Genomic DNA, 15728 nt, shown 5'->3' on the forward strand with positions numbered 1-15728 from the left:
AGGTTCAAATTTGTGATTTTACCCCCATAAAACATTGATAATAAAATGAAAAACCTATTTTTGTGAATCATAAAATTGAGAACGATTAACTACCAGAATTATGAGCAAATCTAAATTAGAGTATCTATGGTTGGATGGTTATGAACCAACGGCCAACATTAGAAGCAAAACTAGAATAGAAGAGGATTTTAGTGGCAAATTGGAAGACTGCCCCATGTGGTCCTTCGATGGTTCATCCACCAAACAAGCCGAAGGCGGTTCTTCTGACTGCCTGTTGAAGCCTGTTGCCATTTACCCAGATCCTGCAAGAAGAGATGGTTATTTGGTAATGACTGAGGTGTTGAATCCTGACGGAACCCCGCACGAGAGCAACTCCAGATCTACTATTGACGATGAGGATGATGATTTCTGGTTTGGATTTGAGCAGGAATACTTTATTATGGATACTGCTACGGGTCTGCCATTAGGATTCCCTGTGGGTGGTTATCCAGGCCCTCAAGGACTATACTATTGCTCCGTTGGTGGAAGAAACACATGGGGAAGAGACCTTGTTGAAGAGCATGCCGATCTTTGTTTGGATGCTGGGCTACAGTTCGAGGGCATCAACCAAGAGGTGGCTGCCGGACAGTGGGAATTCCAATTGTTCGCCAAAGGTGCCAAAAAAGCCGGTGATGAAATCTGGGTAGCTCGTTACATGCTACAAAGATTGACAGAAAGTTACGGATACTACATTGAATACCACCCAAAACCTATTAAAGGTGACTGGAACGGTTCCGGTATGCACGCCAACTTCTCCAACACCTTGTTGAGAACTTGTGGTTCCAAAGAAACTTACGAAAAAGTATGTGAGGCTTTCCGCCCTGTAACCAAAGAGCACATCTCAGTTTACGGTGAGTACAATGATGAACGTTTGACAGGGAAGCACGAAACTGCTTCTATTACAGATTTCAGCTATGGTGTATCCGATAGAGGTGCTTCCATCAGAATTCCAATTATGACCGTAGAGAAAGGTTGGAAAGGATGGTTGGAAGATAGAAGACCTGCTTCTAACGCAGACCCATACAAGGTGGCGGCCGTAATCGTGAAAACGGTTAAATCCGCAGTAGTATAAGTATGTATATAAATTAGTTGTTGATTATAGGTGAAAACCGTCCCGTTTTGTGGGGCGGTTTTTATTTTATGGTAAAATAGATAAAGGTGGCATAAAATGTTAAGAGTATCAATCCATCTCTCCACCCCAAGCGCAGTCCTTTTGGGAAGAACACCAAAGGAAGGATAAGGAAAGAAATCCCCAACATCCAAAAAATATCGCTGGACAACAATCCTTCGTCCATAACGGTTATCGGAGTAATTATCGAGGTAATTCCCAAAACGGCCAACAAATTGAAAATATTGGAACCTATCAAGTTCCCCAAAGATATAGCCTTTTCTTTCTTTAGCACCGCTATTATGGATGCTGCCAGTTCAGGGATGCTTGTTCCTACGGAAACAATGGTTATTCCAATTACACGATCACTTACCCCAAAAGAGGATGCAAGACCCACGGCCCCATTTATAAGTAATTCGGAACCTCCCCAAAGTGCCGTCCCGCCAATTCCCAAAAAAAGTGCAATCTTATATAATGGTAGCGGCACATCATCTTCGGGCATTTCGTCCTCAACCGCTGTTTTTTGAAATCTAAGTAGGTACACCAAGAACACAAATAAAAGGGACACAAGAATAATCCCTTCATATTGCTGGAGCTCTCCATCAAAATAGATAAAACCACAGAACAAAAGCGAAGCAAACATCATTACAGGCCAATCGGTGGTATAAAAACTCTTCCGTACATTTATGCTTCCCATAATTATGGTGATTGCCAAAACCAATCCTAGATTGGCAATATTGGAACCTACCACATTTCCCAAAGAAAGGTCCGGGAAACCATCCAAAGCAGCTTTTACACTAACAATAAGCTCTGGAGCTGAGGTAGCGAACGAAACCACCGTCATGCCTATGATAATTTTGGGGATGTACAATCTCAAGGATAAAGCAACTGCCGATTTTAATAACCAATTCCCTCCTGCAATCAACAGAACCAATCCCAAAACAATAAAGAGTAGATTTCCCAAAAAAATAAAATTTTGCGCAAAGATACGGGAAGAATAGCTGGTCAAAGAAGGTTCTTTCAAAAATAAAAACTACAAAAATAGTTAATAAACTATAAAAATAGTTGTCTAACTAAAATATTAGTATTACGTTTGGGCAGATAACAAATACATCATGCAAAAATTGACCAACAAGGAAGAGGAGATCATGAAAATCCTCTGGGAGCTAAAAAAAGCTTTTGTAAAGGAAATACTTGAGGAGATACAGGGCGAAAAGCCCCATTACAATACCTTATCCACCATTGTTAGAAATCTTCAGGAAAAAGGGTTCGTAGATCATGAGGCCTTTGGCAACACCCATAGATATTTCCCAATAGTAAGTAAAGAGGACTACCGGAAAAAGTATGTGAACTCAGCCATTGCAGATTATTACAATGACTCTTTTAAAAGCTTGGTTTCCCACTTTGCCCAAGAGGAAAAAATATCCATTGCAGAACTCAAAGAGATCATTGACCTAATAGAAAAGAAAAAATAATGGAACCTATATTCATGTACTTTTTACAATCCGCCCTTATCTCCGGTGGTTTTTTGGCGGTTTACCATATTTTTTTAAAGCGCGAAACCCTTTTTACGGAAAACCGCATGTTTTTGTTATCGGGATTGATACTCGCTTTTGTACTCCCCTTCATCAAAATCAAAAAAACGGTGGTGGTTTCCAAACCCATACTTATTCAGGCCGATGAGTTGGGAGCTCAAGCTACCTCAGCCCTTGCCGAAAGTAGTTTGTTCACTGCGGAAAACATACTCCTTACCCTATACATTGCAGTAAGTGCTATTTTGTTGGTAAAGTTTATGATTAGATTGATTTCGTTAAAAAAATTGGCCGAAAATGCCCATAAAAGAAAGGAAAGTCCTTTTTTACACTTGGAAACGGAAAAACGGATATCCCCTTTCTCTTTCTTCAACTACATTTTTTATAATCCAACACTTTTTGAGCCCAACGAACTACATTCGGTTTTGGAACACGAAAAGGTACATGCCCGGCAATACCATACGTTGGACATCTTATTCCTTGAGGTTTTAAAGATTGTTTTCTGGTTCAACCCAGTGTTGTGGCTCTACAAAAGTGCTGTGAGGCAAAACCTGGAATACTTGGCAGACCATTTTGCCATAGCACATGCGGAAGACAAAAAATCCTACCAATACCTAATGCTAAAACAGGCGGTAGACACACAAGAATACGTTTTAGCCAATTCATTTTATAATTCATTAATCAAAAAACGAATAGTCATGTTAAATCAAGATCAATCTAAAAAAATCAATGTCCTAAAAACCCTGCTCGTAGCACCGTTGTTGGGGTTGCTTCTAGTGAGTTTCAGTATTGAGGAAACCTATCTGTATAAGGATTCCGATAGTGCCAGGAGCTCAATGACCGAAAAAAAATCAAAAGACAACAAAAAAATTGAATTCACCATAGATAAAAATACATCGGATGCCAAACTCGATAATATCAAAAAAGATTTAGCCAAAGATGGCATTGATTTCAGTTTCACAGCCGTTAGAAATAATGCAAAAGAGATAATTGAGATTTCTCTGCAATTGAGCGGTAAAAATGATGAGGACAAAAAAGTGAACGGAAATTACAGCACTAATTCCGATGGCCCAATCGGTCCTATAACGGTTATTTATGATGATGAAAACAATGTGGTCTCCTTTTGGAATTCCGGCAAAAAGAAAAATGTTAGCATCCATAAAATAAAAGGAACGAGGTCCTGGACCACCGATGATGAAACCGAAGTCATCATTAAAAAGGTAGATAATGAAAAAGTTGTAATTATAGACGGTAAAAGGCTTAGTGACAAAGAAGCTGAAAAACTACATATTGAAGATGATGAGGACATAAAACATGTTAGCATTAAAAAAATTGAAAAGAAAGGCGAAGAAAACAATGTGATGGTTTTTAGTACCGATAAAGACAACGATATTGAAGTAAAAAGAAACAACAATGTAACGATCATTAAAGATTTGGATGACGATGAGGACATTGAAGTAATCAGCAACGATGACGATGCCAGTTTCTTTTTTATAGACAATGATGGCAAAGGCGAGCCGCTTTATTATGTAGACGGTAAAAAAGCAAAGGCAAAGGATATCAAAAAGATATTGCCTAGCGATATAAAAAACATGACCGTCTTAAAAGGTGATAAAGCTATTGACAAATATGGCAAAAAAGCTAAAAATGGGGTTGTTGAAATAACCATCAAGAAAGGTAAGTGATTATATCATAATCTTTTTTTTGAATAGTCCTAGGAGCCGTCTTAAAAGACGGTTCCTTTTTTGTGTCGCCAAACGAAAACCTAAAAATGGGCACATTTTTGAACAAAACCTCCCTTGTTTTTCAAAAAACAACTCAAAATGCCCCTATATATCTAACATTTTATTAGTTAAAAAACATAAATAGATTTCAATTCATTATTTTTTTTAAGGCACTAACTTACAGTTGTAGAAGCATTACGTTTTTAGAGATACAATCTCGTATGCAATTACATTGATTTTAGCCTAATTGTTTGGAAGCATGACTTTTATCATTATATATTCGAAGAAACAATAAAAAAAGTTACAGTTTTTTTAAACCTAAAATCAATCAAATGATAGCAATCGTAAAATTTTTCATTGCACTTCTTGTTCAACTCTTAACAATAATATTTATGTAGAACATAGGATTTTATTCACATAAATACTCATAAAGCTACCTTGTAAACAGCTTTACCTATATTTACACAAAACCAACGCAATTATATGTTTTACAAGATTTTGGCAAAAATCAACAAAGCTGTACTTCCCTCCTACTCTAAAAGGGGCTTGGATCTTTCCAAGGCATCTAAATTACAAATGGCCATTATAGGTTGGAGATACTATGTTACCAAAAAAGCATTGGATCAAAATTGAAGAAGCACCTCTTTTTGGTAACCTTTTACTTTTTCAGCTCCATTTAAAAAGGTGAGTTCAATCAAAAAGTTGCATTGTACCACCTCTCCCCCTAATTTTTCAACTAGTTTACAAACGGCCTGGGCAGTACCGCCAGTAGCCAAAACATCATCGTGCACCAATACCCTATCCCCTTTTTCTATGGCATCCGAATGTATTTCCAACGTTCCAGTACCATATTCCAGATCGTAAGACTGGGAAATCGTCTTATATGGTAGTTTTCCCGACTTACGGACAGTAACAAAACCAGCTCCAAGTCTTTCGGCCAGCATGGGCGCAAAAATAAACCCACGGCTGTCCACCCCAACAACTTTGTCTATTTTCGTGTTGCCCACCAAAGCCAACAGGGCATCCGCGGCCTTTTGGAGAGCGCTTGGGTCTTTTAACAGCGGGGTTATGTCCTTAAAAACAACACCGGGCGTAGGGAAGTCCTCAATATCGCGAATGTAGTGTGTAAAATCCATTATTTTTGTATGCTAGGGTTTTGTGGTAAAGTTAAAAAGAAATATATTTGCAGCCCTTAAATAAGGCCGCGTGGCGCAACTGAATAGCGCATCTGATTACGGCTCAGAAGGTTGCAGGTTTGAATCCTGCCGCGGTCACTGGGCAGCAATGCCAAACAAACGGAAAACCTTACAGAATCTATAACTGTAAGGTTTTCAGCATTTTTAGAGTATCATTTAATTTGTTTTGATTTCATATTAATCGGTAGCAAATCGGTCAACAAAATCAAATCGTCAACACTGTTGACCGAATGGAGCTCTAAAACACTGGCACATAGTTGATTTGACTTTCATCTTAACGTTTAACCATAAGATGACAACTATGAAAACATCACACACCTTTTCAATCCTATTCTGGATCAACAAATCACGAGCTATTAACAATAAAGCGGAAATCTTTGTAAGGATCACCGTAAATGGGAAAAGAGCCAATATTGGTGTCAAGAGAAAAATTGATATTGACCTTTGGGATAACCAAAACAAAAAAGTCAAAGGAAAAACAAAAGAGCCACAAGAAATCAATCGATATTTAAATCTTGTTCAAGCAAGATTATTAAGTATTTACCAAGATTTAAAATACAAGGGAGAACTGATAACGCCACAATTGGTCAAATCACTTTACCACGGTGAAAATATCAACTCCAAAACTCTTTTGGAATTACTGGAATACCATAACAGAAAAATTGAAAACACTCTGGCTCCAGGCACCATTCGAAATTTTGGAATCACCGAGAATTACATTAACAGATTTCTGAAAAAAAATCTCAAAACAACTGATGTTTATCTACGTCAGCTTAATTACAAGTTCATTTCAGATCTTGAAATGTTTTTGGTCAATTATTATCCAAAGGGCCATCCCAAGGCAATGAGCCACAACACCGTTATGAAGCATCTTCAAAGGCTTAGAAAAATAATCAATCTTGCTTATCAACTGGAATGGATTGAAAGAGACCCCTTTTTGCGTTGGAAACCAACATTTGAACAAAAACAAAGAGATTTCTTAAGTACAAACGAACTAAACAATTTAGAAACCTATAACTTCTTAATTGAACGACTAGATCGAGTTAGGGATCTTTTTGTTTTCAGCTGTTATACCGGAATCAGTTACTCAGACATTATGGAGTTAACGAACAACAATCTAATTATTGGCAAGGATGGGAATAATTGGATCGTCACAAAAAGATTGAAGACGAAAACTTCGGTCAGAGTTCCACTATTAGGTCCGGCCAAAAATATCCTGACCAAATAACAAAGATCACCCTGTAACAACGCACTCAGGAACACTTTTACCGAAAATCACCAACGAAAAAACCAATCTATATTTAAAAGAAATCGCAGATGCAGTAGGAATCAAAAAGAATTTAACCTTCCATATGGCACGCCATACATTCGCCACAACAGTAACTTTGTCAAATGGTGTACCAATTGAAACCGTATCCAAAATGCTAGGACATACCAAATTGGCTACTACTCAAATTTATGCTCGTGTTTTAGACAAAAAAATATCAGAAGATATGTTGGCCTTACAAAAGAAACTCAAAATCAAACTAAAACTATAATCGTTTATTTATACTTTTTAATCAGATAAATATCTGTTAAAGATGTCTTTTGAAATCTCTTATTTGTCCTAAAATGCGAACAACGAAGATGCCATTTTCAGTTGGTTCGTAAAAAATTGTGTGCGCCTTATAGTTGTATCTTCTAAGTAGAGCCGCAAATTCTGAAGCACTTCGACCAAGATCGGGATTATCTGCCAGAGTTTGTAAAAATTGGTATAATTCGGTAACATAGATATGCGTCTGTGATTCACCCCAAGTTTCCAAGGTATAATCCACTATATCATCGATATCGTCATCCGCTTTGGACGATAAATAATATCTAGGCATTTCTGTTCTTTTTACGAACCATCGCAGCTTCAATAATTTCATCAACAGACCTGATTTTAGAACTTACGCCACTATCATAACCATCTTGTATGGCCGCCTTAGTGATTAGAAACTCCCTATTGCGCTCCTCATCCAATCGTATTAGATGTCGCATGTATTCACTATCGTTGGCGAAGCCACCATTCTCGATTTGCAATTTAATCCACTCTTCCTGGGCAGCAGTTATGGTTAATGATTTTCTGATTGTTGCCATAATAAAAGTATTTACATACAATATACGCATTCTAACACATTATTGGCACATATTTATTAAAAATTTGGCAAAGGGAATTAGATCAGGAATGTTTTAGGTAACGTTTACTTGAACTTTGAATTTAGTGATCTTTATTTTCTACGATTTTCAGTTTAATAAATCTATTTTGAATTAACATGGCAACAATAATCAATACTACAGAAGTAGCTATAGCCATTATCAATGATAGTGACTGATTACCAAAAATTTCCTTGTTCCAAATTACAAGCGCTCCTCCTAGACCACCAATCAAGCCTGAAATACTCGATAAAGATGTGTCAGCTTCTAAAATTGTATTACAACTTCTACATTCAACCCTATTTCTAACTCTTGATAGTAAACCAGCTTTAAGAAAAGGTAATCGGTTATTACATTTAGGACAGTTTGCCATTCGCTTTTCTTTTAATGTTGTTTATCGTTTATTTGAACTTTGAAGTAGTCCAATATTGCTTTATGCAGGAACCATTGTAGTTCAACCTTTTTAATCCATAATTTTTAATTTTCGTCAAACCAAACATCTCCATAACCGCTGTTGTTAATCAAAAACAGCAACCAATGTCAAGACCGAAATATTGCATTAATTCAGGTCAAGTTTCGAGCAAGGGTTCAGCGCGTATGGGCTTGGAATAATCATCTGCATTAAACCAAACTGCACCCCTAATGTACCGGGAGCTACATTTCAATTGTAAAAATAATTAGTTAAACTTATAAACTATCTATAAGTAACATTCCTAATAAATCTGTAATGCTACTTATAGATACTTAATCGGTTTATCCATAAAATGAATTGTTTCATATCCCTTCACCTTTGCTTTCTCCCTTAAAAAGTCTTGTAAATGAAAAGCAATAGAACCAATAAAGTACAAGGGGTGTCGCTTCATTTCATATTGATAAGGTCCCAATACATACTCAAAGACCTTTTCCAACCCATCATCGATAATCGACCAGAAGAAGGGATGTCCATGGTTCTCGATCATGAATTTGGCAAAGTTGGCTAGATAGGAGCTCGGATTCTCACCATGGTAGAGTTCTTGTAGTATAACCTTACCTTTAAGGTCGTACCTGTCCCCAAATTCTTTCATCAAATCACTTGGCATATATCCATAAGCATAACTGCGCAACAACTTCCTTCCAAAATAATTGCCACTGCCCAGGTCCATAACCTGATATCCCAGATCGGGCAATCGTTTGTGAATCTCTGTTCCATCAAAAAAACAACTGTTCGAGCCCGTACCCAAAATGCACACCACTCCCGGTTTCCCCTTAGTGCACTTCACGGCCATTCCCAGATCATCCGCTATTTGCACTTGGGCGTGGTTGAAATATTTTTGAAATATTCGGCTCAACCTTTGTTGTGAACTGTAATCTTTACCCCCGGCACAGTAGAACTCCACTCGGGAAATCCCATCTTCAAGATGCTCTTTTAGCCCTTGTAATACTGCCTCTATGTCATCATCCGAGTGAATCATGGGATTGATACCCGTTGTCCTTCTTTGAAATAACCTGACCCCAGACGTATTGTACACATGCCAATCACATTTGGTGGATCCACTGTCTGCAATCAATACCATCTTAGCATCCTATTCTTTAAAAAAGTCATATCTCACAAAAGTCTCCATGGCTGCATAGCTTACCAGACTGAGAGACTGGCATCTTTTTGTGGTTTCCTTGGCAACCTGTAATAATCCCTGTTTGGAATCTTGGAAGATGACATTGTGTACCTTTTCATATCTCGTGGCTTCAAACCTTCCGGCTGGTTTATGCCGTATAGATTGCATAGCTATTTCCATTTTTATAAAATCAATTTAAGGTCTATTCTATTATCTTTTCTATTTTCTTCCACGTAAGCAATAAGCATACGGCCGAGACTGCCGCTAGGACGGTCATAGCACTTGCCAACATCCACTCGCCATATATCCAATAGCCCACTGCAAAAAGGCAGGCATAAATCAGTACCGTTCCTAAAAGCATCGCCAATATCCCACTGGGAACGCTCCAGTTCTCAGCATTTTCCAACACACCCCTTTCTGATTTGCCCTTGCGGGCTATTTTACGCCATCCCGGACCGCCTGGGCGGATTTTTTCACAGAATCCCAAAAGTACCTCGTCTTGCTCGGGTCGGGTAAGGTAGGTTGCTGCCAACCATATCAATGTGGTGGTAAAGACCACTAGGGGATACTCCGACCAACTTGGTAACAGCCCGCCATCGCCAGCGAACAAATAATCGTCCAAAGGGGTCAGCTTCAACACTAGTGAAAGTATCCCAGAGACAAACATTGCCGTGATTTCGCTCCAGGCGTTGATTCTCCACCAAAACCACCTCAGTATAAATATCAACCCTGTGCCCGCACCAAAAACGAGCAGTATCTCAAAAAGCTGAAGTGCATTTTGGAGCAAAAGGGCCAATGTAGCGCTGAGCACCATCAATACCACCGTGGATATCCTTCCAACCGCCACCAATCGTTTTTCCGATGCCTTTGGATTAATCCTTTCCTTATAAAAATCATATACAATATACGAGGAACCCCAATTGAGCTGCGTGGATATGGTGGACATATAGGCCGCAACCAAGGAAGTGAGCACCAGCCCTAAAAGTCCTGTTGGTAATCTGGTTAGCATGGCCGAATAGGCAAGATCGTGCCCAAGTTTATTATCAGATATGATTGGAAAGGCCTGTTGTAGGCTCTGAAGGTCCGGAAACACAACGATAGAGGCCAACGCCACCAATATCCAGGGCCAAGGCCTGACGGCATAGTGCATGATATTGAAAAAGAACGTGGCCGCTATGGCATGCTTCCCATTTTTTGCGGAAAGCATTCTTTGGGCGATATATCCTCCACCCCCGGGTTCGGATCCTGGGTACCATGAACTCCACCATTGTACGGCCAAAGGAATAATAATCAGCGTAATCAATGCTTCGGTATCGTCCAGTTCAGGTATCATTCTCAATTTATCCTTGACATCCGGATTGGACAGGAGGTTTCCCAAGCCCCCAACTTCAGGGATGTTCACCAGATAATAGGCTGCTCCTATGGTCCCTCCCATTGCAACGAAAAAGAGGATGAAGTCCGTGTACACAACTCCCTTGAACCCCCCAATTGCACTGAAAATGACCGTTACCAGCCCTGCAATAAGGACCGTTTGCCACGGCTCGATACCGAGCATGATTCCGCCAATCTTTATAGCGGCCAGAGTCACCGCCGACATAGTTATCACATTAAAGATCACCCCAAGGTAAATGGCCCTAAATCCCCTTAAAAATCTAGCTGCCGCCCCACCGTACCTCAGCTCATAAAACTCAAGATCGGTATTGACATTGGATTTCCGCCACAACCTTGCATATATAAATACCGTTAGAAGACCCGTCAACAAAAAGGCCCACCAGACCCAATTGCCGGCCACTCCGTTGGTCCGCACAATATCGGTGACCAGATTAGGAGTATCTGTGGAAAAGGTAGTGGCGACCATAGATATACCCAAAAGCCACCACGGCATCGTTCTACCTGAAAGAAAAAACTCCGAACTGCTCTTGCCAGAGCTTTTGGATACATAGAGGCCAATGCCGAGGGTAATAGCAAAGAATGTCAGGATTATGGCATAGTCCAATGGTCGTAATGTTATCATATTCATTTTTTGGCTAGGTTGCTTTGGAGTTGATTATTGTTCTTTTTCATAAGAAAAAAGACAGGGAGCAGACCCTGCCCATCTTCATCAACTAACTCAAAAAGGTCAACCTGTTCGGTTTATAATGTTTTTTATCTTTTTGCTCATAACAAGGAAAATGTTGCTATAATCGGCAAATGATCTGAAGCTCTCGAATCCTTTAAGGCTTGGGCATTTTCCACCTTCCATTTATTCCGAGGATAGGCCATGAGATAATCAATTTGAATATTTGGATTGTTTGATGGATAAGTAAATGCATCATCAGTCATCGAAAGGTTCCAGACCTTGCTTAAGTGTTGCATTCCCTTGTCATTCATTGTTTGATTGAAATCACCAGCCAATATGGTTGGGAACTCATCCCTGAATTTGCTGTCCAGATACCTTATTTGGGACTGGTTCAATTCCTTGTTGGAATGATCAAGGTGCACGTTCACAACCCTTATTTTGTTTATACCCTTGATTTGTACCATTACCTCCAAAGCTATCCTAGATTCCGCAATGCCATCACTGGGCAAGGAATGTACCTTTGCTTCGAGTATGGGGTATTTGGACAAAATAGCCAAACCATAGTCTCCTCCATCATGGGGAATAGCTTTTCCAAAGAAGGAGTGAAAACCTGTGATATTGGCCAGTTCCAGAGTTACATCTTTGCCCTGTGACCTCCGTGTCCTGCGATCCACTTCCTGTAAACAAACAATATCGGGTTGGGCTTCCCTGATTTGATTTCCGATTTTTAATAGATTAAAAGTACCATCGGTTCCATAGCCCGCATGGATATTAAAGGACATTACGGTAACAGGCCTTTTTATTGAATTGCTTTGGGCCCGTAACGGGTTCGTTCCACTTAAAACCAAGCAAATTCCGATCAAGGCGATTTGTTTTATCATGCCATCAAACTTTAGGGAAGCCATTTTTTATTTTAAATCCTTGATTCTGATATTTCGAAACCGGAGTGTAGAGCCGTGCCCCAAAAACCCAATATGACCACTATCCCGCTTAAGTCCTGGATGACTCTGACCATCAGCAGTACCATTTTCAGAGGCTTTTTTAATATCTGCATCAAGAATGACATGATCATTGAGTGTGATTTTGATTTGATTCCCCTTTACCATAACTTCTTGAGAATTCCATTCTCCAACAGGTTTTAAAAAGCCTCTTTTCGCAGCCGCAATTCCATATACCGAACCATGATACTGATAAGGCTTTAAATTGGCATAGATAGGTGCCGTGTTATCCAGAATCTGTAATTCTTTCCCAACGTAAGCTGCGTCACCTTCCAATGGTGCATGAATACCTAGACCATTGTTAGCTCCTGGAGTCAATTTAAATTCAAATCGAAAAATGAAATCAGAATACTCGTTGGCGGTATATAAATTTCCGTGCCCCCCTTGCTCCGGTTGAACCACCAATTCATTGTTTTCAACCGAATAATCTGTTTTGTTCCCAATCCAATGGTCAAGGTCCTTGCCGTTAAAAAGAGATTGAAAGCCTTCTTTTTGCTCTTCAGAGCTTAAAAGCTCGTTGCCAGACTGTATTTCACGAACATAAACATTTCTGAACCCCAGATCTTCTCCATGGGCCTGAAGCTCTATCGCTTCTTTTGTGAAAATCGCTCTATCCCTATCCCAAAAATTTTCCAAAACAACATTATCGGTAACCAATTTTCCGTTCAAATGAACAGTTACACGCTCTCCGACCATCTTGATCCTGAATGTATTCCACTCATTTATGGGGTTGTCGGCCACTACTAAAGGCTTACTTGTGTTTTCTTGGTTGTTGTACAATCCTCCACTGCCCACTTCTGCCCCCACATCGGTACGTGCCGTATCCCAAATCTGAACTTGGGGTGTTCCTCTCAAGTAAATGCCGCTGTCTCCACCATGCGTGATTTTCCAATCGACCAGCATTTCAAAATCCCCATAATCTTTAATGGTACAAATATTATTGTAGCCCTCTCCCTTAAAACCGATGACCCCATCTTTTACAAACCAATCCTTCAACATTTGGGCATTAGCCTTTTCCTGAGCCTTTTTCAAGGCACTTTTAGACATCTTTCGCCTTTTAATCGGGTTTTCCACTAAACCTTCCCACCCGGTAAGGTCCTTACCGTTGAATATGGATACAAATCCCTTTTCCTTTGGCATTTTATCCAAAAACTCTTTTACATCAATTCTTAAATATTGACTATCCGGACCGGTCAAGTTTGCCATACTCTTGGATACGGCTTCTCGGACTACCTCGCCACTTAGTCCATTGTTGGCACCAGGTGTTGGCAAGGCAATATTGATTACTGCATTGGATGCCACAGCACTTAGTTCTGCATCATCCAAATAATCCGAAACAAAAACCAGGGACAGGAATGTCTTTGCAGACTGGGCTGCCCGGATCACTTGCTTCTTTTCTGCTAAGGTTTTGCTGTGCGGCATTAATTTTCGTATCAACAATAATCTTTGATCGTCAGCTTGATCTGAAGTAGCAACTTTTTGCAAATATTTACCAAAAGCCAATTCCCTGATGTCTCCATTTGAATTGATTATGGCCTTGAACAAATAAGATAGGCTCTTATTACCTTTCCATGCCGAAAGTGCCTGTATTGCCGCCATTTTTTCCTTAATGCCTCCTGATTGCATTTGTTCCGATATCAGAGTCAATGCTTTTTGACCTCCTATCGCAGGAAGTATTGGAATCAATTTGGATTTATCTTCAAAATCTGCAAATACGCTATAAACATCCAAAGAACTATCCTTTTCAGTATTGTTAAGAACTTTGATAATGGCCTGCTGCACGTAATTAATATTTGCTTCATCATCCACCTTAGAGAGCATTTCCATCAACTCCGATAGATTACTTTCCGTGGAAATGGATGGCATTGCCTTATAAATGTTCTTTTGTAAATCAGGGTTTGCTTTATCCAACAGCCTAGCAATCGCATCAAATTGATTTGTGGCATTTCGTTCAGCCAGTACATTTACCAATACGCCCTTGGCTTTTTGATTTTCAACACGGAATAATTCTTCTGCAATCAAAGGTGCATCGTCAACATCTACAATTTTCAGCAACGTATTTTCAATGGTTGCAAAAGTTGCATTGGTATTATCCCCTTGTAAGGTTTTAAAAAGCAGTGGCAATGCCTTGCTCTTTTCTTGAAAATCCAAAGCTCGTATCCCTGCCAACTTTAAGCTTTCATTGTCAGATTCGATGGCCTTTGTGATGCACTTATCCAGCACCTTGGGCTCTTGACGCTCTCGCAGTATTTCCAGAAGCTGTAATTTTCCAATATCCTCTATTTTCTTGTATTGTTTAACCCATTTTGATACTTCTGTAGGTCTCATGTTCTGGCCCGCTGCCTTTAACACGCTCCCCCTATAGGCATCATTGGGATGCTTTGCTTCCTTTAAAAGCGTTTTTGTCGCATTGTTACCCATTGAGGCCATTAGAAAGTCAATACCTGCTGCTCTAAAATTTAATTGGTTATCCTCTGTACAATTTTTCAATAGCGACCTGGCCATACGCTCTCCCAAGGAGAAATTTCCTTGTTCGATAAGTCTATTGCCATAATGGATATATGCTATAATGGCCCTAGTTTCACCCAATTGATACGCTTCGCTCTCAACTGCTTTGGAAAGAATGTCGTACGAGTCGGGTTGAGCTATTTCTGCCAATGCCATCAGCGCTTTCTGCTTTAAAAAAGCATCAGACATGGGGTTGGATACCACTTCTACCAAGGTTTTTGATGCAGGGGCATAGCGTAAACGCCCCAATGACTCAATAAATGCCGCTTTCCTTATTCCACCAACTGATTTGACTGCGGAATGAATCGCTTCTGCCGACCTCTGAGTGCCTAAAACGGTTAAAGTAGCCAATGCGGGTTCATATAGTTCTTTATCCGTTAGGTATTTGCCCAGTATTTTAACACTTGTGTCGGTTCCACAAAACGCCAAACGGTCTATAAAAAATGTTTTTACCTCGGTATTTTGCGCTTCCTCCAAAGCATCCAGCAGTGTGTTTTCAACCATACTCTCCCGGTGCTTGCCCGCATATACCGCCAAACTGTGAACTGCATACCTTGCTTGGGTATCGTTCCCTGTTCCCAAAGGAACAATTCGTTCGTTGAACTTTTGGATCCCTTCGGTCCCCAGTACCAACATTTCTTCCATTACCTTGTCCGAATGCTCTAAATCCTTAGTCGGAAACTGCGCCAATATATCCACTACTTTGGTTTCCAGGGTCCGATTGATTTGCCCTATAGAAACCTGTAAAGCAAAGAGCAAAAAGAGCGTTGATACAATATATTTTATTGTTTTCATTT

16 protein-coding genes and 1 tRNA gene are annotated in these 15728 nt (G+C 39.8%); 7 read left to right on the forward strand and 10 right to left on the reverse strand.

Going from position 1 to position 15728, the window contains the following annotated elements; all coding sequences use genetic code 11:
- Positions 1 to 100 precede the first annotated feature (100 nt).
- Positions 101 to 1111, forward strand: coding sequence for a glutamine synthetase beta-grasp domain-containing protein (locus tag AC13CS_RS05830; RefSeq protein ID WP_293168451.1), 1011 nt, complete (start codon positions 101 to 103; stop codon positions 1109 to 1111).
- Between the two features lie 61 nt (positions 1112 to 1172).
- Here AC13CS_RS05830 and AC13CS_RS05835 read toward each other — a convergent pair whose 3' ends face one another.
- Positions 1173 to 2111 carry a calcium/sodium antiporter gene (locus tag AC13CS_RS05835; RefSeq protein WP_293168453.1) on the reverse strand — a complete coding sequence of 313 codons (939 nt, stop codon included), beginning with the start codon at positions 2109 to 2111 and terminating at the stop codon, positions 1173 to 1175.
- Positions 2112 to 2262: 151 nt separating this feature from the next.
- Here AC13CS_RS05835 and AC13CS_RS05840 point away from each other — a divergent pair, with 151 nt between their 5' ends.
- From AC13CS_RS05840 to AC13CS_RS05850, 3 genes are all read left to right on the forward strand, one after another.
- Positions 2263 to 2622 (forward strand): BlaI/MecI/CopY family transcriptional regulator, encoded by a 360-nt coding sequence (locus AC13CS_RS05840; RefSeq protein ID WP_293168455.1) that lies wholly within the window; start codon positions 2263 to 2265, stop codon positions 2620 to 2622.
- On the forward strand, positions 2622 to 4364 hold the full coding sequence (locus AC13CS_RS05845; protein WP_482888637.1) for a M56 family metallopeptidase: 1743 nt from the start codon (positions 2622 to 2624) through the stop codon (positions 4362 to 4364). Before AC13CS_RS05840 ends, AC13CS_RS05845 begins: the two co-directional genes overlap by 1 nt.
- A gap of 522 nt (positions 4365 to 4886) precedes the next feature.
- Positions 4887 to 5036, forward strand: coding sequence for an SsrA-binding protein (locus AC13CS_RS05850; RefSeq protein ID WP_482888638.1), 150 nt, complete (start codon positions 4887 to 4889; stop codon positions 5034 to 5036).
- On the opposite strand, the gene AC13CS_RS05855 is transcribed toward AC13CS_RS05850, so the two are convergent.
- Positions 5027 to 5539 (reverse strand): adenine phosphoribosyltransferase, encoded by a 513-nt coding sequence (locus AC13CS_RS05855; protein ID WP_482888639.1) that lies wholly within the window; start codon positions 5537 to 5539, stop codon positions 5027 to 5029. The two genes, AC13CS_RS05850 and AC13CS_RS05855, sit on opposite strands and share 10 nt — an antisense overlap.
- Positions 5540 to 5603: 64 nt before the next feature.
- Between AC13CS_RS05855 and AC13CS_RS05860 the strand changes: the two genes are divergently transcribed.
- From AC13CS_RS05860 to AC13CS_RS05870, 3 genes are all read left to right on the forward strand, one after another.
- A tRNA-Arg gene (locus tag AC13CS_RS05860) sits at positions 5604 to 5677 on the forward strand.
- A 223-nt stretch (positions 5678 to 5900) separates the two neighbouring features.
- Complete coding sequence (locus tag AC13CS_RS05865; RefSeq protein WP_482888640.1) at positions 5901 to 6827, forward strand: site-specific integrase; 927 nt, start codon at positions 5901 to 5903, stop codon at positions 6825 to 6827.
- Between the two features lie 100 nt (positions 6828 to 6927).
- Positions 6928 to 7137, forward strand: a complete 210-nt coding sequence (locus AC13CS_RS05870; RefSeq protein ID WP_482888687.1) for a tyrosine-type recombinase/integrase — start codon at positions 6928 to 6930, stop codon at positions 7135 to 7137.
- Between the two features lie 36 nt (positions 7138 to 7173).
- Here AC13CS_RS05870 and AC13CS_RS05875 read toward each other — a convergent pair whose 3' ends face one another.
- The 8 genes from AC13CS_RS05875 to AC13CS_RS05910 form a co-directional block, all read right to left on the reverse strand.
- Positions 7174 to 7464, reverse strand: a complete 291-nt coding sequence (locus tag AC13CS_RS05875) for a type II toxin-antitoxin system RelE/ParE family toxin (protein WP_293168465.1) — start codon at positions 7462 to 7464, stop codon at positions 7174 to 7176.
- On the reverse strand, positions 7457 to 7717 hold the full coding sequence (locus AC13CS_RS05880; RefSeq protein ID WP_293168467.1) for a type II toxin-antitoxin system ParD family antitoxin: 261 nt from the start codon (positions 7715 to 7717) through the stop codon (positions 7457 to 7459). The genes AC13CS_RS05875 and AC13CS_RS05880 overlap by 8 nt, the downstream gene beginning before the upstream one ends.
- A 121-nt stretch (positions 7718 to 7838) precedes the next feature.
- On the reverse strand, positions 7839 to 8147 hold the full coding sequence (locus AC13CS_RS05885; protein WP_293168469.1) for a hypothetical protein: 309 nt from the start codon (positions 8145 to 8147) through the stop codon (positions 7839 to 7841).
- Positions 8148 to 8508: 361 nt separating this feature from the next.
- A complete protein-coding gene (locus AC13CS_RS05890; RefSeq protein ID WP_482888642.1) occupies positions 8509 to 9327 on the reverse strand; it encodes an N-acetylglucosamine kinase in 819 nt (272 codons plus the stop codon).
- Between the two features lie 9 nt (positions 9328 to 9336).
- Entirely contained in the window at positions 9337 to 9534 is a 198-nt protein-coding gene (locus tag AC13CS_RS05895) for a hypothetical protein (protein WP_482888643.1), read from the reverse strand.
- Between the two features lie 34 nt (positions 9535 to 9568).
- Positions 9569 to 11380: a sodium:solute symporter family protein gene (locus tag AC13CS_RS05900; protein WP_482888644.1), complete on the reverse strand. Its 1812-nt coding sequence runs from the start codon at positions 11378 to 11380 to the stop codon at positions 9569 to 9571.
- Positions 11381 to 11523: 143 nt separating this feature from the next.
- A complete protein-coding gene (locus AC13CS_RS05905) occupies positions 11524 to 12330 on the reverse strand; it encodes an endonuclease/exonuclease/phosphatase family protein (RefSeq protein ID WP_482888645.1) in 807 nt (268 codons plus the stop codon).
- Positions 12331 to 12333: 3 nt separating this feature from the next.
- Positions 12334 to 15726, reverse strand: coding sequence for a 3-keto-alpha-glucoside-1,2-lyase-like domain-containing protein (locus AC13CS_RS05910; RefSeq protein WP_482888646.1), 3393 nt, complete (start codon positions 15724 to 15726; stop codon positions 12334 to 12336).
- Positions 15727 to 15728 lie beyond the last annotated feature (2 nt).

This window comes from Flagellimonas sp. B-3, from assembly GCF_056857835.1.